Consider the following 17,337-nt stretch of genomic DNA (forward strand, 5'->3'; position numbering starts at 1 on the left):
ATTTTTAGCACCCCGAAAGTACAAGTGTGGGCAAGCTCAACCCTAGGCCCCCTAAGTAAAAGCCGTATAAATCCCTTCGAAACACAAGGCCTACACCATCGATTTCGTACAAATACGGAGCCCTGTTTTCCGTATACAGGCGTTGGCCCAACCTTGTGCGCCACTACCCGTTTCGACCTTTGCCATACACTTCCCTTTTCCTGCTATGACCCGCATCTTACTAGCCGACGACCACACCATTCTGCGCGACGGCATACGGGCGTTGCTTTCCACCGCCCCCGACCTGGAGGTGGTGGGCGAAGCCAGCAACGGCGCCGAGGTGCTGACCATCCTCGAAACCACCCCCGCCGACGTGGTGCTGATGGACGTGCAGATGCCCGTGCTCGATGGCTTTGCCACCATGCCCGAGCTGCGCCAGCGTTTTCCGGAGGTGCACGTGCTGGTGCTCACCATGCTCGACCACGAAAACTACGTGGCCCGCATGCTGGAAGCCGGCGCGCTGGGCTACGTGCTCAAAAATGCCGCCATCACCGAAATCATGTACGCCATTCGGACAGTGGCGGCCGGCAACCCGTTTTTGTGCACCGAAATCGGGCTCAACATGCTTTATAAAGCCGTGGCCACTTCAGGCAGCGCCTTGCCCGACGAAATCAGCAGCCACGCCGGGGCCGACCTCACCGCCCGCGAGTTGGAGGTGCTCAAGCTCATTGCCGAAGGCCTCACCAACGGCGAAATTGCCGACAAGCTCTTCACCAGCAAGCGCACCATCGAAACCCACCGCCAAAACATCATCGCCAAAACCCAGGCCAAGAACACGGCCGCCCTCATCAAGCTGGCCGTGGGCCGCGGGCTGATTTCGTAGCCATTAGTCCAGCAGGCCGCCCACTGTGCCGATGGTGAGGGCCACGATGACGGTATTGAACAGAAACGCCACGCAGCCGTGGAGCAGCGCCACGCCGCGCAACTCGCGGTTGGCAATGGCGATGTCGGCGGTTTGGGCCGTCATGCCGATGACGAAGGAGAAATAGGCGAAATCGATGTAATTGGGCTTGAGTTTGGGTTTGTTTTCGTCGCCCTGGTCATCGGGAAACACGAGGCCGCCGACATCGCGGCCGGTTTCTTCGTCCTGGTCGTAGTAGGTATGGGCGTAGCGCAAGGTGAACACCAGGTGCACCAGCGCCCAGGCCAGCACCACCGCCGCCACGCTGAGCAGCACGTGCAGGGTGCAAACGTGCGGCGGCAGCTTATCGAGCCCGCGCAACAGGCCCACTACCGCGCCCAGGCTGGCCAGGGCCGCCACCAGCACCAGCACGAAACCCAGGGTGCGGGGCAGGTCTTCGGTGCCGGCCACGCAACGAATATCTTCGGTGTCGGCCTCCCACATGCCCAGCAGCACCTGCACCAAATCGGCCGCTCCGAACCCAACCCAGCCCATAACGGTGCGGGCCAGCGGGCCGATTTCGGCAGGCGCTATCCAAGGAGCCAGGGCCCGCGGAAGCAGCCAGGCGGTCAGGCTTCCCACCAGCAGCGCCAGCCCCAGCCGCCAGCGCACGTCGAGCGAGCGGACCAGCTCGGCAGGGGTTTTCTCGGGCGTGGTATCGGGGGCAGATGCGCGTTTCTTGCTCATGGGGCCGCCAAGGTAGGGCCGGGCGGGCGGTTGCTCCCAGCCGAAAAAAGCAAAAAGCCCTGCCCGGCTGTTATTTCGTGGTATGAACGCAGCTCCCCTTTCCGGCCTCTACGCGCCCTCGCTCGCCCTCGTCACCGACCTGTACCAGCTCACCATGGCCTACGGCTACTGGCAGCAGGGCATGCAGGACCGCGAGGCCGTGTTTCACCTGTACTTCCGCAAGGCCCCGTTTCAGGGCGGCTACGCGGTGGCGGCCGGGCTGGCGCTGGCCGTGGATTGGGTCGAAAACCTACATTTCTCGGATGATGACCTGGCTTACCTCGGCAGCCTGCGCGGCAGCAAAGGCGGCGTGATGTTCCCACCGGAATTTCTGGAATACCTGCGCCAGCTGAAATTCACCTGCGACATTGATGCCGTGGCCGAGGGCACTGTGGTGTTCGGCAACGAGCCGCTGATACGGGTGCGCGGGCCGCTGCTACAGGCCCAACTGCTGGAAACGGCCCTGCTCACGCTGGTCAATTTCCAGACCCTAATTGCCACCAAAGCGGCTCGGATTCGCGAGGCCACCGGCCCTGCGGACCAGATTCTGGAGTTTGGCCTGCGCCGCGCCCAGGGTTTCGATGGCGGCCTGGGGGCCAGCCGGGCGGCTTTTCTGGGCGGCGCCGATGCGACCAGCAACGTGCTGGCCGGGCAGCGCTACGGCATTCCGGTGCGCGGCACGCACGCCCACAGCTGGGTGATGTCGTTTGAGGACGAAACGCAGGCGTTTTCTGCCTACGCGCAGGCGTTCCCCGACGACTCGGTGTTTCTGGTCGATACCTATGACACCATTGAGGGCGTGCGCCGGGCCATTTCGGTGGCGCGCGAGATGCGGGCCAAGGGCCACGAACTGGCCGGCATTCGGCTCGACTCGGGCGATTTGGCCTACCTCAGCCGCGAGGCGCGGGCGGTGCTGGATGAAGCAGGATTCACCGAAACGCGCATCGTGGCCAGCAACGACTTGGAGGAAAACCTCATCACCAGCCTCAAGCAGCAGGGCGCCCGCATCGATACCTGGGGCGTGGGTACGCAGCTCGTGACGGCCTACAACCAAGCCGCGCTGGGGGGCGTGTACAAGCTGGCCGCCCTGCGCAAGGCCGACGATTCGGGCTGGGATTTCACCATCAAGCTCTCCGAGCAAGTAGCCAAAACCAGCATTCCGGGCATTTTGCAGGTGCGCCGCTACCTCAACGAGTACGGCAAGCCCCGCGCCGACATGCTCTACAACACCGCCGCGCCCCTCCCCGACCAGCTCACCCTCATCGACCCGGCCGACATCACCCGCCGCCTCGCCATCAAGCCCGAAACCAAGTTCCGCGAGCTGCTGGAGCCGGTGTTCCGCGCCGGCAAGCGGGTGCTGGACCTGCCCACCCTGGCCGAAAGCCGCGCCCACGCCCAGCGCGAAGTACAGAGCCTCGACCCCAGCATCCGCCGCTTCCTCAACCCCCACACCTACCCCGTGGGCCTGGAAAAAACCCTGTGCGAGTATCGCACGGAGCTTATTCTGGAGAAGAAGCCGGTGCGCGGGGCGTAGAACCAATCTTGGCTTACTCCGCGCCCAAAACCAGGAATGCGGTATAAAAAAGAACCAGAATTCCTGGTACCAGCACCATGCCCGAGAGCACCGTGCCAGCCCATCCCTTAGGGGTTAACTTATAAATTTTGACGCCGCCGTACGTCAGCAGCCCGCCTACCACTAGGCCCATGGCCCCAAAAAAGTTGGCAATGATTTGGAGTGAGCTGAGGAGGAAAAATGGTGGCATCATCACGGCGCTTGGGATAGGTAGAGGTACAGCGGATAAGAGGTTTCCTACACTGGCCGGGCCGACAGCACCTTACACCGCTCGCTGGCTAGCACCCAGCCCTCGCCCCAACGGGGCAATACTCAACTAACGAATGCCACCTCGCCGGACTATGCGTACCGCAGCTCGCCTGCCCCCACGCGCAGCGTCACACCGCTCTCGGCCGTGAGATGGCCGGCCACTTGCGCATCGTAGCCGCTGCCCTGCAGCGAGGCCACCACGGCCGCAGCCGAAGCTTCCTCCGTCACGAGGAGCATGCCGGTGCCCATGTTCCAGTAGAGGTAGGCGGTTTCGGCCTCAATTCCGCCAATTTCCATCAAGCGCTGCATAGCGGGCAGGGGCTCAAACAGGTTGTCGAGCACCGCGCCGAGGCCGTTTTTGAGCACCCGCGAGAAATTATCGGCCACGCCGCCGCCCGTGATGTGGGCCACGCCGTGCAGCGGCAAACCGGCATCGAGCAGGGCCGCCACGCCGGGCGAGTAGATGAGCGAAGGCGCGAGCATGGCGTCGCCCCAGGTGGCGTGCTGGTCGGCGTCGGTGCCGTCGTAAGGAGCTTCGTGCCAGTTGTCGCCGAACACCTTTTGCAGGGTTTTGCGGGCCAGCGAGTAGCCGTTGGAGCGGAACGAGGGCGAGCGCAGGGCCACCACCGCGTGGCCGGCCCGGGCGGTTTTGCCGCTCAGGGGCTGGGCCAGGCTGGGGTGCAGCACCCCGATGGCCGTGGAGCACCAGTTGAAGTTCATTTTGGCACCCGGCCAGCCGCCGATGCGGTTGCCTAGTTCCGCGATTTCACCGCCGGTGATGGCGACTTGGGCGAAGTTGGCGGCATCGTGCAAGCCGCGCATCATCTGGTCTACCACGTCGTAGTCGAGGTGGTTCACGTCGATGATGTTGGAGAGGTTGGTTGGCACGAAACCGGCGGCAATAAGGTCGTCGGCCGTCATGGCGATGAGGTCGTAGCCGAGGGTATCGTACTTGTTGAGGCGCTCGGCCACCTCAATTTTGGTCCCGATGCCGTCGGAACTGATGCCCAGCCGTTCCGCGCCGAAGCGGATTTCGTTGGAGAAGCCGCCGTCGAGGTCCTGGGCGGGTTCGCCGGGCTTGCCCGCGCGGTTGGCAAAGGTTTTTTTCGACCAATTGTAGGCGTTACGCGAGGCGGCGTTGCCTTCTTCGATGGAGTAGCCGGCGGGGTTGTTTTGGGAGTCGTTCATGCGGTTCGCCTCACCCCCCGGCCCCCTCTCCGCAGGGAGAGGGGGAGCCGAGGCGGCGCGGGCATTTTTGGTGAGCTTAATTAAATGGGTTTCTTCGTCTGGCACCCCCTCTCCCTGAGGAGAGGGGGCCGGGGGGTGAGGCGCCCGCACGGGGCTAATGCTCCGTGGGCGCGGGCGCCTTGGCACTTACGGACTGGCTTTTCTTGTCTTTGCCGCTGCGGTGGCTGGCGCGCTCCTCCTGCACGTGGCGCAGGTAGTGGGTCACCTCACCCGTCGGGTACTTGCCCGAAAAACAGGCGAAGCAGTTGCCGCCGTGGCCTTTCTCTTCGGAAAACAGCTCCTGCAAGTCCTCCAAATCCTGGTAAATCACCCGGTCGGCCTCGATGTAGCGGCAGATTTCGTCTTCCGTGTAGTTGGCCGCAATCAGCTCCGTGCTCATCGCCATGTCGATGCCGTAGATGCAGGGCGACACGATGGGCGGGGCGCTGGAAATGAAGTAGACCTCGGTGGCGCCGGCGTCGCGCAGCAGCCGCACGATGCGGCGCGAAGTGGTGCCGCGCACGATGCTGTCGTCGACCACAGCCACCTTTTTGCCCTCCACAAACTCGCGGATGGGGTTGAGCTTCTTCTTCACCACGTCCTCGCGCCCGGCCTGGGTGGCCACAATGAAGGAGCGGCCCATGTGGTTGTTTTTCACCAGCGCGCGGCGGTAGGGCACCCCAATGGCCTCGGCCAACCCGGAGGCGGCGAAGTAGCCCGAGCTGGGCACGTCAATCACCATGTCGGGCTTGAGGCCGGCGTCGGCCACTTTGCGGGCCAGGCGCTTGCCGAGGCGTACCCGCTCGCGCGCCACCAGCCGGCCGTGAATCACGGAGTCTTCGCGGGCGAAGTAAATCTGCTCGAACACGCAGAAGTTTTTGGGCAGCTCGTAGGGGTTCTTGCGGTGAACCTGGAAGTCGTTATCAATGAGAATAGCTTGGCCGGGGCCTACGTTTTCCACGAATTCAAAGCCCAGAAAATCAAAGCAGGTGCTTTCCGACGCGAAGGCGTACACCGGACCGGCGGGCGTTTCGCGGCGGCCCAGCACCAGCGGCCGGATGGCCAGCGGGTCGGTGAAGGCCAGCAGGCCGTGCCCGGCAATGAGCGTGATGGTGGCGTAGGCGCCCTTCACCAGCTCCTGGGTGGTTTCCACGGCGTCGAAAATGTCGACTACCGAGAGGTTGTCGAGGTTTTTCACGCGCAGCTCCGAGGCGAAGGTGTACATGATAAGCTCCAGGTCGTTGGTGGTTTTGGGCAGCACGTGGTACTCGTCGTGCAGGCGCTTGGCCACGTCGCGGAAGTTGATGACGTTGCCGTTGTGCACCATCGCCAGGCCAAACGGGTAGCTCGTGGTGAAGGGCTGAGCCAGGTTGGAGTCGTTGGCGCCCTGCGTGGTGTAGCGCACATGGCCGATGCCGCTGGCGCCCTTCAGCTTCTTCACGTGCTTCTTTTTGAACACGTCATTCACCAGCCCCTGCCCCTTGTGCAGGTGAAACGAGGAGCCGTCGAAGGTGGCAATACCGGCCGCGTCCTGCCCGCGGTGCTGCAGGGCGGTGAGGCCCACCACCATGTCGGCCACCACATCGTCGGGACCGTGAAAACCTACTATTCCGCACATATTATTTGGGGTGGTTAATTCGTAACTGAGGGGTGAACGTCATGCAGAGCGCAGCGAAGCATCTTTACCGCTTCGTTGCGCTCCGCATAGATTACTATTGAGGTAAAGATGCTTCGCTGCGCTCTGCATGACGGCTGCGGAGAATCAGTTCCGCTAAGGTTCGGGCGTACAGCTCGTGCTCCACGGCCAAGCCGCGCCGCTCGACTTCCGCCAGGGTATCGGCGCCGCGCAAATCCACAGTTTGCTGGGCGAGGACGGGGCCGGTATCGAGGCCTTCATCCACCAGATGCACAGTGATTTTGGTTTCGGCCAGCTTATTATCAAACGCCCACTCGTAAGCGTGCAGGCCCTGGTGCTGATGGGTGTCGGCGGGGTGAATATTGACGATGCGTCCGGCAAACGGCTGAATAAAGGCTGGCGACAGAATGCGCATATACCCCGCCAGCACTATTAAATCGGGCTGGTACTGCTGGAGCAACTGGGCCGCATCGGCATCGAAAGCTTCCCGCTTGCGGCCCTGGCTGGGCAGCGAGGCGATGGGGCAGCCCATTGCGGCAGCCGCTTCGAGGCCGAAGGCATCGGGCTTGTTGCTGAAGACTACTACCACTTCGGCCAGGTCTTTCAGCACACCGGTTTTGGTGGCTTCCACCAGCGCCAGCATGTTGGAGCCCCGGCCCGACAGCAGGATGGCCAAACGGGTCCGCCTACCCTCCGGCCCTTCGCCAAACGAGAGGGCCGACTGCTGAAATTGCTCAAAGGAGGTGAGGAGCTTCATGAGCTTGAGTTGCGCTTCTGGTCTCAATTTACAACAAACGGGGTGAGCATGGGCGCCGGGCGCTGGGCAATGTCCGTGCGGAAGTAGGCACCTTCGAACGTGACGCGGGCGCAGGCTTCGTAGGCGCGGGCGGTGGCTTCCTCCAAATCCTGGCCGTGAGCCGACAGCACGAGGACGCGGCCGCCGTTGGTCAGCAGCTCGCCGGCTTCGTTGTGTTTGGTAGCCCCGTGGTAGGCGCGCACGCCGGTGGGCAGGCTGTCGAGGCCGGTGATGGGGAAGCCGGTGGGGAATTTCGGGGCCGGGTAGCCGCCCGAGGCCAGCACCACGCCCACAAACGCCCCGGGCCGCTGCTTCACGCCCTGCTGGGCCAGCGTCCCGTCGAGCGTCGCCTCGATGAGCGTGAGCAGGCTGCTATCCAGGGCGGGCAGCAGGACTTCGGCTTCGGGGTCGCCGAGGCGCACATTGTATTCCAGCAGCTTGGGGCCGGTGGGCGTGAGCATAATGCCGAAATAGAGGAAGCCCCGGAACTCAAACTGCTCGTTTTGCAGCCCGCGCAGGGTGGGGTCCACGATGTCGCGGCGGATGGCGGCCAGTACGTTGGCATCGGCGAAGGGCACGGGGCAGTAGGCGCCCATGCCGCCGGTGTTGGGGCCGAGGTCGCCGGCCAGCAGCTGCTTGTGGTCCTGCGAAGTGGCCAGCAGGCGAATAACGTGGCCATCGGTGAGGCCGATGATGCTGATTTCGGGACCGGTCAGCTTCTCTTCCAGCAGGAAAGAAAACCAGCCCGAATAGCTCGTTTGCAGGTCATCGAAGGCAGCTTCCGCTTCTTCCGGCGACGAGCAGACGTACACGCCCTTGCCAGCGGCCAGCCCGTCGTACTTCACCACCACATGCCCGCCCAGCTCGGCCGCTTTGGCGCGGGCGGCCGCAATGTTGTCGCTCCGAAACGGCCAGGCCTGCGCCGTCGCCACGCCGTGGCGGCGCATGAATTCCTTGCTCCACACCTTCGAGCTTTCCAGCCGCGCCGCCGAGCGGGTCGGACCGAACACCTGAATATCAGAACCGGCGAAAAAGTCGGTTATGCCAGCTGCCAGCGGCGCCTCCGGCCCCACCACAATCAGGTTGGAACCGTGGGCTTGGGCATAGGCCTTCACGGCTTCAAAATCCAGCGGATTGAAGCCCAACTGGCTGTTGGGGATGCCGGCGTTGCCGGGCAGCACGTGCACCGTGGCCCCGTCGCGGGTCAGCTTTTCGGCCAGGGCGTGCTCGCGCGCGCCGGAACCGAGGAGGAGAAGGGTTTTGGGGCTAGTCAAGGGAGGATGGGCTTAGGCTGGCGCCGCGCGCTAACTAATGTCTTCGATGGAAATAATCTGGCCGTTTTCGATTTCAAAAACGGACTTGCCCTGCAGGTGCAAGGCGTCGCCCGGCTTCAGGCCGTTGGGAAATTCTATAGCGGCCACCGCCGTGTAATCAATGGCAACTTCAACCCGCTGGTCGTTTACCTGCCAATCGGTGACGCGCTGCTCCCGTTCGGAGAAATAATGCGTGGCCTGCTCTGCCTGCTGACGGAAAGCCGCTTTGCCAGTCGTGGTCAGGGTCACTTCGCTATTGGAAATGTTGCGAAATACCACGTCCTCGCGCAAAGGCGCCAGCATGCCGTCTACATCGAAGCAGTTGTACGCTTCGATGTAGGATTCAACAAGTTGCTTCGGCGCGGCAGCTTCCATCAGGCTTCAATTATAGTACCCGCAGTTCCTCGTCGGCCGCTTTCAGCTTGGCTTTGGTGGCGAGGATGTCCTTGCTCAGGCGCTCGCGCAGGCGGGGGATGTTCAGGGCGCGCAGGGCGGCCTGGGCGGCGTTGTCGGGGCGCACCACGGTGAGGCTGGGCGTACCGCTGGGCATGATGACCGACGAATTCAGGTTCAGGGCCAGCTCGGCGTAGTCCTTATAAGGCGGGCACGAAATCACGGGCACGTTCACGGTGGCCGCCAGCGCGCCGCCGAGGCCGTTGCTCAGGCCGGCCACGGCGATGATGACGCCGGGCTCGATGCTGTTGTTCCACACCTCAACCATATTGGCGCTAGCTTCATCACCTTGGTACGCCGAGGCCACGCGCAGTTGGGTGAAAACGTCGTAACCTTCCAACTGCTGGCGGATTTTCTCGGCGTGCTCCTTGTCGGTGGGCGAGCCCAGCACGATGTTCACCCACGCATCTTTAATCAGGCCGGCGGCCACGAGGTTGGCCTGCATGCGGGCGCGGGCATCCTGGCGCCCCGTGTGGGGGGCGTCGGCGGCGCCGGTTTCGGCCGTGGGCAGGGGCTCGCCCACGATGCGCTCGTAAATGTCGAGGTAGCGACGGCTGGCTTCCTGCGCCACTTCAGGCGTGAGGGCGCGGGGGTACTGGCCGTCTTTTTTATTGGCGATGAGCCACTGGCGCACGTACTCCTTGTCCATCTGCTCGGCCGTTTCGGGGTTGCGGGCGTAGTCCCCGGCGCTCCAGAAACGCGACGAATCGGGCGTGTGCATCTCGTCGATGAGAATCAGCTTGCCGTTCAGCAGGCCAAACTCATACTTCGTGTCAACCAAAATAATACCTTTTTCAGCCAACAGCTGCGAGCCCACGGCAAACAGCATCTGAGCCTTCACGGCCATCTGGTCGTACAGCTCCTTGGTCACCCAGCCCTCGCTCACCAGGTTTTCCGGCGTGATTTCGCGGTCCGATTCCTCCTTCGTCGTCGGTGTCACGATGGCCTGCGGGAAGGCCTGGTTTTTGGTCAGCCCATCCGGCACGGTCACGCCCGAGAACGTGCGCTGGCCGGCCTGGTAGCCGCGCCACATCGAGCCCGTCAGGTACTGGCGCACCACCATTTCTACCTTGATTGGCGCAGCTTCCTTCACTAGCATCGCGTTGGCGTCGATGAGCTTGATGACGTGGTTCGGAATGATGTGGCCCGTCTTTTCAAACCAGAAGTTCGCCAGGCCATTCAGCACCGCGCCTTTGTGCGGAATGGCCGTTTCCAGCACGCTATCGAAGGCCGAAAGGCGGTCCGTCACGATAATGAGGCGGTCGCCGCTGGGCGCGCGCAGGCTGTCGCGCACTTTGCCGCGGTGCAGCAGCGGGAGTTGGGGAGAAGCGAAGTGGGTGAGGGTGTTCATTAACTACGTTTCTGAGAGGCTAATTCTGGCTGGCGAGTTGCACGGCAGGCGCCGCCGTGGCGTGTTTTTCGCCGATGTGCGCCACGATGTTCTTGAAAATCTGCAGTCCCTCCCCTTCCTCGCTCGCACCGGGGTTTTGGCGGCGGCGGCGGGCCCAGTCCGGGTGGTTGTAGGCCGCCAAAAAAGCTTCAGGGTGCGGCATGAGGCCAAAGACTTGGCCCGTGGGGTCGGTGAGGCCGGCGCAGTTCAGGTCGGCGCCATTGGGGTTGAGGGGGTATTCGCTGGTGCCGTCGCCGTTGGCGTCGATGTAGCTTAGGCAGTTCAGCCCGGCGGCTTCGATGGCGGCGCGGGTGGCCTCATCAGGCACCACGAGGCGGCCTTCGCCGTGGCGCACGGGCACCTCCAACTTGTCGATGCCGGTGAGGAAGGGCGTGCGCGAGGCGGGGTTCACGCGGAGCGTCACCCACCGGTCTTCGTAGCGGCCGCTAGCGTTGTGGGTCAGGGTCACTTCAGGGGTTACGTCGCCGCCCATGTTGGGCAGCAGCCCCAGCTTCACCAGCACCTGGAAGCCGTTGCAGATGCCGAGCACAAACTTGCCATCGGCGATGAATTGCTTGATATCGTCGAGTAGCGTGCGGCCGTCGGCGCTGGTCTGGCGGTAGCGCAGCTTGTTGGCCAGCACCACACCCGAGCCCAAATCATCGCCGAAGGAGAAGCCGCCGGGGAAATTCAGGATGTCGAAATCGTGGATGCTCACCTGCCCGTGCAGCACCTGGTTGAGGTGCACGATGGTGGCTTCCGCGCCGGCCAAACGGTAGGCGGCGGCGAATTCTTCTTCGCAGTTAATGCCGAAGCCGGTCAGAATCAGCGCCCGCACCGCACCGGCCGAACCCGAAGCGTCGTTTTGTGCCTGCGGTTGAACTTTATGTGCTCCCTGAGCCGAGTCTTGTGCCATTTCAAAAGTCTTTTGGGCCAATGGAAAAGGGTCTTGTGCTTTTAGAGCGAGTTGGAGTGGCTGAGGTTGTCTTTCGATACCACGCCGAGTAATTGATTGACAGGCCCGTTGGTCCAAGCGGCGCGCAGCGTGGCGGTGTTGGCCGCAATCACCGGCTGGCCGGCGTGGCGCACGGTTAGCTGGCCGTCCAGTGTCACGCGGCCGAGGCGCGTGGCGCGGTCGCCGAGCAGCTGCTCAAACGCCACCACGTCTTCCGGCGCCACCGTGGCCAGGAAGCGCGAGTGTGATTCCGAGAACAACTGTGTGGCGAGCGGCAGGTCCGTTTCGGGCAGCTCCACCACCGCGCCGTAGCCGTAGCCGAACGTGGTTTCGGCCAGCGCCACGGCGAGGCCGCCGTCGCTCAGGTCGTGGCAGGATTGGATGAGGCTTTGGTCGTTGGCCTGGCCGATGAGGGTGTACAGTGCCTTGGCTTTGGCGAAATCCACTTTCGGCACATTGGCGCCGAGCTGGCCGTGCAGGGCGTAGAATTCGGAGCCACCCAACTCGTCATACGTCTCGCCTAGCAGGTACACTACGTCGTCAGCCTGCTTGAAATCGGAGGTGATGGCGCGGCGCACGTCTTCCATTTTGGCCGTCATCGAGTAGAGCACGGTGGGGGGCACCGAAATCTTTACGCCGTCGGCCTTGAAGTCGTTTTTCATCGAGTCCTTGCCGCTGGTGAGCGGGATGCAGTAGGCCGCCGTGGCGTCGCGCAGGGCCTCGCACATGCGCACCAGCTTGGCCAGCTTCTGCTTGCCATCGGGGTTGCTAGTGGGGTCGTACACCGAATCGGGCACGCAGAAGTTGTCGTTCACCGACCAGAAAATCCCGTCGCCGGGCGTCAGGTTCGGGAGCTTCCCTCCCACCGCAATAATCTGGCGCACGGCCTCGTCAAACGAGCCGGCCGACATGTCATATGCGTCCAAATCGCCGTAGCGCGGGATGATGCCGTTGCTCACGGCCACGCCTTCCCAGCTCTCAAAATTGAAGCGCACCACGGCCGCATCCTGCGGCGCCTGGCCGGTCGCGCCCATCAGCGGCTTCACAATCGTGCGGCCCTTCACCTCGTGGTCGTACTGCCGAATGACGGACTCGCGCGAGCAGATATTGAGTGAACCCAGCAGCTGTGTCAGTGTCTCGGTGTAGTTGGTTTGGGCCAGGATTTCCGGCTCGGCGACAGCGGGTTTGGTCCACTCCGCTTCCAGAATTTTACGCGGCACACCATCGTGCAGGAAGTGCATGTTGAGACGGGCCACCGGCGCGCCATCGAAGCGTACGTCCAGGAAACCATCCGACGTGAAGTAGCCAATATCGGTCAGTTCCACTTCCATTTCCTGGCCCAGCGCCGTAATTTCGGCCATTTTGCCCGGCTCTACCACCAGCGTAAACCGCTCCTGCGACTCGCTCACGAAAATCTCCCAAGGCCGCAGGCCGGGGTATTTCAGCGGTACGCGCTCCAGCTCCACCACCGCGCCGCCGCTAATGCCCGCCAGCTCGCCCACGGAGGACGAGAGGCCGCCCGCGCCGTTATCGGTGCTGCATTTCAGCAGGCCGCGGCGGGCAGCCAGCATGAGGAAATCCATCGCCAGCTTTTGGGTGATGGGCGAGCCGATTTGAACGGCCGTCGCGGGCGCGGTTTCGTCCAGCTCGATGCTCGAAAAAGTCGCGCCATGAATACCGTCCTTGCCCACCCGGCCACCGGCCATAATGATGCGGTCGCCGACGTCAATCTTCTTTTCCCACGAGTCGAGCCCGGCGAACTGCATGGGCATCACCGCGCCGGTGCCGCAGTACACCAGCGGCTTGCCGGCGTACCGGTCATCGAACACAATCGCGCCGTTCACCGTCGGCACGCCCGACTTATTGCCGCCGTCTTCAATGCCCTTGCGCACGCCTTCCAAAATGCGGCGCGGGTGCAGCTGCCCGGTCAGCAGCTGCCCCTCAAATTCGGGGTTGCCGAAGCACAGCACGTTGGTATTGAACAGCAGCCGCGCGCCCCCGATGCCGGTAGCCAGCGGGTCGCGGTTGTTCCCCAAAATGCCCGTGATGGCCCCGCCGTACGGGTCGATGGCCGAGGGCGAATTGTGCGTTTCCACCTTCCACACGAACAGCGAATCCGGATTGATACGCACCGCGCCGGCGTTGTCCGAAAACACCTTAATCAGCCAGTCGTTGCCGTTGGCGCGCAGCTGGCGGTCGACTTCCGAGGTGGCGTTTTTGATGTAGGTTTTAAAGAGCGAATCGACCTGCTTCTCCTCGCCCGTTTCCAGGTCTTTGTAGTTGATAATAGCCGAAAATTCCTTGTGTTTGCAGTGTTCCGACCACGTCTGGGCGATGATTTCCAGTTCGCAATCCGTCGGGTCGGTCGGTAAGCCCGCTGCCTTCCGCTCCGCCTGCGTTTCAGCTGCGGCGAAGTAGTCGCGCACGGCGCGCATTTCCTCCAGGTTCAGGGCGTAGATGTTCTCTTTGGAGAGCTGCACCAGCTCCGCATCGGTGCGTCCGGTGAGGGAAATGACTTCCGTAATGGCCTCCGCGCCACCGCCGGGGCGCGGCGTGTAGTCGCGGATGCCATAGGCCACGCGGCCCACTTCCAGCCAGTTGATGAGCTTGTTGCCGAGCAGTTCCTCCGCGATGCGGCGCAGGTCGGTTTCGGGCAGGTCGTTTTCGAGGAGATAGAGCTTCTTGCTGAAAATGTGCTGGGTATGCACGTCCAGCGGCTCGTTCAGGATGTCGGCCAGAGCATTTTGGGCCGAAGTGCCTTCGTCATCGGTCACGCCGGGGCGGCGGGCGACGAGGATGTAAGTGGCGAATCCTTCGGCGGCCGTCAGCTCGTTCAGGCGCACGTCGTGCAGCACCGGGTCGGCGAGGCAGCGGGTGGCGAAATCGTGCAGCTGGGTTTCGGTGAGCGGGTAGCGCACCGTGTAGAGGGCGGCGCTGCGCACACGGCCGGTGGTCAGGCCCAGGTGGCGGGCGGCGGCTTCGGCCACGCGCTGGCCGTCGCCGTCGTGCTGGCCGGGTTTCAGCGTGAGCTGGATGGTGTGGGTTGCCTGGGCAGTGTTGGGATTGGTATCGGACATCGAGGATATCAGAACGTCATGCTGAGCGAAGCCGAAGCATCTCTACTGCACAACTAATTAGTTACTATCACAACGAAGCAGTAGAGATGCTTCGACTTCGCTCAGCATGACGTTCAAGCTGAGACAGGACCTAACCTCAAAATGCTTTCTCCGGCCGGCTGCCGGGCTTCACCACCGGCACGCCGGCGGCGCACAAGGGGCAGCTTTCGGGAGCAAAGGTCGCCGCTTGCACCGAAAGGAGCGCGAAATGCGGAAAATCCAGCCCGCCCTTTCCGCCGGTGCGGTCAATCAGTGAGGCCACGGCCAGCACCTCGGCCCCCATTTCGCGCAGCACTTTCGCTACTTCCAGCGTGCTTTTGCCGGTGGTCACCACGTCTTCGGCAATCACGACCCGCTCGCCGGGCTCGATGGTGAAGCCGCGGCGCAGGGTCATCTGCCCGTCGGCGTCGCGCTCGGTGAAGATGCCGGGCACGCCCAGTTGCCGGGCCAGCTCGTAGCCAATCACCACGCCGCCCATGGCGGGGCCCACCACCACGTCGGGCTGCAGGCCGGCGGCCTGAATCTGACCGGCCAACGCGGCGGCGGCCGGCGCGGCCAGCTCCGGGCGGCGCAGGAAGCGGGCACACTGCACGTAAGTATCGGAATGCAGGCCCGACGAGAGCCGGAAATGCCCGCGCAACAGGGCGTCTTCCTGTTGCAACTGTTCGGTCAGCAGCTCAGCGTCGAGGGCAATGGGTATGTGGGTTTCGGTGGATTCGGTCATCTGATTCAGAAAAGGTAACATGCAAAAAGCCGCGGTGAAGCGGCTTTTTGGTTCAGGCGTGTACCGGGTTCGTCACGACCCGAAATTCGTTGATTTGTGCTTGCAGTTCGCGGGCAGCGGCTCCGGCGTCTTTCGCCTGCCAGATTCCCCGCGAGGAGTTTATCAGCAGGCCGCTGCCGTCTTTGCGGAGGCCGGCGCGCAGCGTGGCGGCCAAGTCGCCGCCCTGCGCGCCGATGCCCGGCACCAAAAACCACTGCTCCGGGCAGGCGGCGCGGACTTTGGCCACGGCGGCCGGCTCGGTAGCGCCCACCACCAGCCCAATTGTTGATTCGGTTAGTTCCTCGTCCATCAGCTTGGCCAAGCGGGCCGCCCAGTCGCTGATGGAGCCACCGCGCGTCATGGCGGCGTCCTGCAGGCCGTGGAGGGGTTTATTGGAGGTTTTGGCGAGCGAAAAAACCATCTTGCCGGGCCGCGCAAACGGCCGGATGGTGTCGTCGCCCATGTAGGGGTTCACCGTCACGGCGTCGGCCCCCACAATGTCGTAGGCGAAGCGGGCGTACTGCTCCGCCGTATTGGCAATGTCGCCGAATTTACCGTCCAGAATCACCGGAATGTCCTTCGGAATGCTGCGCACGGTTTCCTGAAGCAGAGCCACGCCGTTTTCACGGCTCAGAAAGAAGGCCAGGTTGGGTTTGAAAGCCGCCGCGTAAGGCGCGGTTTCGGTAATGACTTCGCGCAGCCGCTGGGCCGCCTGGGCATCATCGCCCGTGGGGTCCAGCCCCACGCAAAGCAGGGAATTGATGGTTTCGACGCGGGTGAGGAGCTTTTGCATGGCGGATTGCGAAGCGGGTTTGGGTGGGATTTTGGGGAGGGAGAGAGGGAAATTAATTATCAATCAGAACGTCATGCAGAGCGCAGCGAAGCATCTTGTCCGCCACCAGTAATTAATTAGTCGAAGCACGCGAGATGCTTCGCTGCGCTCTGCATGACGTTCTATTCTCATCACATACTAAGCACCACTTCCGACGCTAGCCGGGCCGTGAGCCCCGGCGAGAGCCATTCGCCGCTGGCCACTTGCACGGCCTGAGCGCCTACGCGCAGGTAGTCCTGCACGTCGCGGAGAGTAAAAATGCCGCCCGTTCCGAAGATGGGCAGCGTCAGTTTTTCGTCATTGGCCAGCTCCCACACGCAGCGCAGGGCCAGCGGCCGCAGCGCTTCGCCCGAGAGGCCGCCCACCAACGGCGCGGCGGCGCGGTCGGCGGGCAAGTGAAGAACTTTCAGGGTGTTGGTGGCCGCCAGCGCGGTGGCCCCGCCTTCCTGCGCGCCCAGGGCCAGGCCCCGGATATGGTCGGGCCACGGCGGCAGCTTTACCACCACGGCCGCGTCGGGGCGCAGCTCGTTGCGCACGGCCTCGGTGGCTTCGCGCACGTAGCGGGCCGTCACGTCGGCCCCGGAGCCGCCGGGCGGCGTGGTGATGTACACTTCGAGGCCCGCAATCTGGTCGCCGGCCTCGCGCTGCAGGTAGCGTGCAATCTTGCGGAAACCGGGCACGCCCGGCGCGGTGATGCTCACAAACACCGGCACGCCGAAGCGGCGCAGGCGCGGCAGGTGCTCCTGCACCAGCCCCTCGGCGCCTTCGGTGCGCAGGTCGGTGCGGTTGAGCAGGGTTTGGTCGGCCACTTGCAGGATGCCTTCGTCGCCGGGCAGGCCAGCGCGGGGCTCCATGGTCACGGTTTTGGTGAAAATCGCGCCCAGTTGCTCGTAGCCTTCCCCGGCGAGGTCCCAGGGTGCGGCCGCCAGGCACACGGCATTCTGTAAGGTGATGGCGCCGAGTTTCATAGAAGGGGGTGTCTGTTGTTGGTTGTCAGTTGCCAGGCTCGATGCCGACAGCTGGTTTCACTACTATAAGTTAACACAGCGGGGAAAATAATTGCTGGTTGTCGGTTGTTAGCTCGCAATTGGACAAGCGCCCAAAGGCGTGGCTAGGCGCGGTTTTTTGGGCAGAAAAAAAGCCACTCCGAAAAACGAAATGGCTACATGGGGAGCGGCGGCACTGCGGCCGGATTGGACACAAAAAAACCGTTTCGAAAAACCGGAACGGCAACGGGGCAAAAACCAGAAAAGGCCGTAAAAAAACCGGCAAAACCGGCGGGCGACAAGACCTTCCGGTCTCGTTGCGGAGCGTCGGGGCCGAGCGTTCCGCACTTCATCAATTGGTTATTGGGGTGAAGCACGCTGC

At 63.2% G+C, this 17,337-nt stretch carries 16 protein-coding genes; 2 read left to right on the plus strand and 14 right to left on the minus strand.

Annotated features, from left to right (window positions below; all coding sequences use genetic code 11):
• The first annotated feature begins 205 nt into the window (after nucleotides 1–205).
• Nucleotides 206–862: a response regulator gene (locus Q4S41_RS21285; RefSeq protein ID WP_305033158.1), complete on the plus strand. Its 657-nt coding sequence runs from the start codon at nucleotides 206–208 to the stop codon at nucleotides 860–862.
• A gap of 3 nt (nucleotides 863–865) precedes the next feature.
• Here the strand turns inward: Q4S41_RS21285 and Q4S41_RS21290 are convergent, their stop codons facing one another.
• Nucleotides 866–1,627, minus strand: coding sequence for a DUF1345 domain-containing protein (locus Q4S41_RS21290; RefSeq protein ID WP_305033159.1), 762 nt, complete (start codon nucleotides 1,625–1,627; stop codon nucleotides 866–868).
• Between the two features lie 82 nt (nucleotides 1,628–1,709).
• On the opposite strand from Q4S41_RS21290, the gene Q4S41_RS21295 reads away from it, so the two are divergent.
• A complete protein-coding gene (locus tag Q4S41_RS21295) occupies nucleotides 1,710–3,200 on the plus strand; it encodes a nicotinate phosphoribosyltransferase (RefSeq protein ID WP_305033160.1) in 1,491 nt (496 codons plus the stop codon).
• Nucleotides 3,201–3,213: 13 nt separating this feature from the next.
• Here Q4S41_RS21295 and Q4S41_RS21300 read toward each other — a convergent pair whose 3' ends face one another.
• The 13 genes from Q4S41_RS21300 to Q4S41_RS21360 all read right to left on the minus strand — a co-directional run bounded on the left by Q4S41_RS21300 (nucleotide 3,214) and on the right by Q4S41_RS21360 (nucleotide 17,332).
• Complete coding sequence (locus Q4S41_RS21300; RefSeq protein WP_305033161.1) at nucleotides 3,214–3,432, minus strand: hypothetical protein; 219 nt, start codon at nucleotides 3,430–3,432, stop codon at nucleotides 3,214–3,216.
• Between the two features lie 146 nt (nucleotides 3,433–3,578).
• Nucleotides 3,579–4,676: an AIR synthase-related protein gene (locus Q4S41_RS21305; protein WP_305033162.1), complete on the minus strand. Its 1,098-nt coding sequence runs from the start codon at nucleotides 4,674–4,676 to the stop codon at nucleotides 3,579–3,581.
• Between the two features lie 154 nt (nucleotides 4,677–4,830).
• Nucleotides 4,831–6,333 (minus strand): amidophosphoribosyltransferase, encoded by a 1,503-nt coding sequence (purF, locus tag Q4S41_RS21310; RefSeq protein WP_305033163.1) that lies wholly within the window; start codon nucleotides 6,331–6,333, stop codon nucleotides 4,831–4,833.
• A gap of 94 nt (nucleotides 6,334–6,427) precedes the next feature.
• Nucleotides 6,428–7,108, minus strand: a complete 681-nt coding sequence (gene purN, locus Q4S41_RS21315) for a phosphoribosylglycinamide formyltransferase (protein WP_305033164.1) — start codon at nucleotides 7,106–7,108, stop codon at nucleotides 6,428–6,430.
• Nucleotides 7,109–7,131: 23 nt separating this feature from the next.
• Nucleotides 7,132–8,421: a phosphoribosylamine--glycine ligase gene (gene purD, locus Q4S41_RS21320; protein ID WP_305033165.1), complete on the minus strand. Its 1,290-nt coding sequence runs from the start codon at nucleotides 8,419–8,421 to the stop codon at nucleotides 7,132–7,134.
• Between the two features lie 30 nt (nucleotides 8,422–8,451).
• Nucleotides 8,452–8,835 carry a nuclear transport factor 2 family protein gene (locus Q4S41_RS21325; RefSeq protein WP_305033166.1) on the minus strand — a complete coding sequence of 128 codons (384 nt, stop codon included), beginning with the start codon at nucleotides 8,833–8,835 and terminating at the stop codon, nucleotides 8,452–8,454.
• Between the two features lie 10 nt (nucleotides 8,836–8,845).
• On the minus strand, nucleotides 8,846–10,264 hold the full coding sequence (locus Q4S41_RS21330; RefSeq protein WP_305033167.1) for a phosphoribosylaminoimidazolesuccinocarboxamide synthase: 1,419 nt from the start codon (nucleotides 10,262–10,264) through the stop codon (nucleotides 8,846–8,848).
• 19 nt (nucleotides 10,265–10,283) lie between these two features.
• Nucleotides 10,284–11,219: a phosphoribosylformylglycinamidine synthase subunit PurQ gene (locus tag Q4S41_RS21335; RefSeq protein ID WP_305033168.1), complete on the minus strand. Its 936-nt coding sequence runs from the start codon at nucleotides 11,217–11,219 to the stop codon at nucleotides 10,284–10,286.
• Between the two features lie 41 nt (nucleotides 11,220–11,260).
• Nucleotides 11,261–14,335, minus strand: coding sequence for a phosphoribosylformylglycinamidine synthase subunit PurL (locus Q4S41_RS21340; RefSeq protein ID WP_305033169.1), 3,075 nt, complete (start codon nucleotides 14,333–14,335; stop codon nucleotides 11,261–11,263).
• A gap of 136 nt (nucleotides 14,336–14,471) precedes the next feature.
• Nucleotides 14,472–15,098 (minus strand): orotate phosphoribosyltransferase, encoded by a 627-nt coding sequence (gene pyrE, locus Q4S41_RS21345; protein ID WP_305033170.1) that lies wholly within the window; start codon nucleotides 15,096–15,098, stop codon nucleotides 14,472–14,474.
• A 52-nt stretch (nucleotides 15,099–15,150) separates the two neighbouring features.
• On the minus strand, nucleotides 15,151–15,930 hold the full coding sequence (gene pyrF / locus Q4S41_RS21350; protein WP_305033171.1) for an orotidine-5'-phosphate decarboxylase: 780 nt from the start codon (nucleotides 15,928–15,930) through the stop codon (nucleotides 15,151–15,153).
• A gap of 170 nt (nucleotides 15,931–16,100) precedes the next feature.
• Nucleotides 16,101–16,937, minus strand: coding sequence for a dihydroorotate dehydrogenase (locus Q4S41_RS21355; protein ID WP_305033172.1), 837 nt, complete (start codon nucleotides 16,935–16,937; stop codon nucleotides 16,101–16,103).
• 194 nt (nucleotides 16,938–17,131) lie between these two features.
• Complete coding sequence (locus tag Q4S41_RS21360; protein ID WP_305033173.1) at nucleotides 17,132–17,332, minus strand: hypothetical protein; 201 nt, start codon at nucleotides 17,330–17,332, stop codon at nucleotides 17,132–17,134.
• Nucleotides 17,333–17,337 lie beyond the last annotated feature (5 nt).

This window comes from Hymenobacter convexus (genome assembly GCF_030580955.1).
Taxonomy (GTDB): Bacteria; Bacteroidota; Bacteroidia; order Cytophagales; family Hymenobacteraceae; genus Hymenobacter.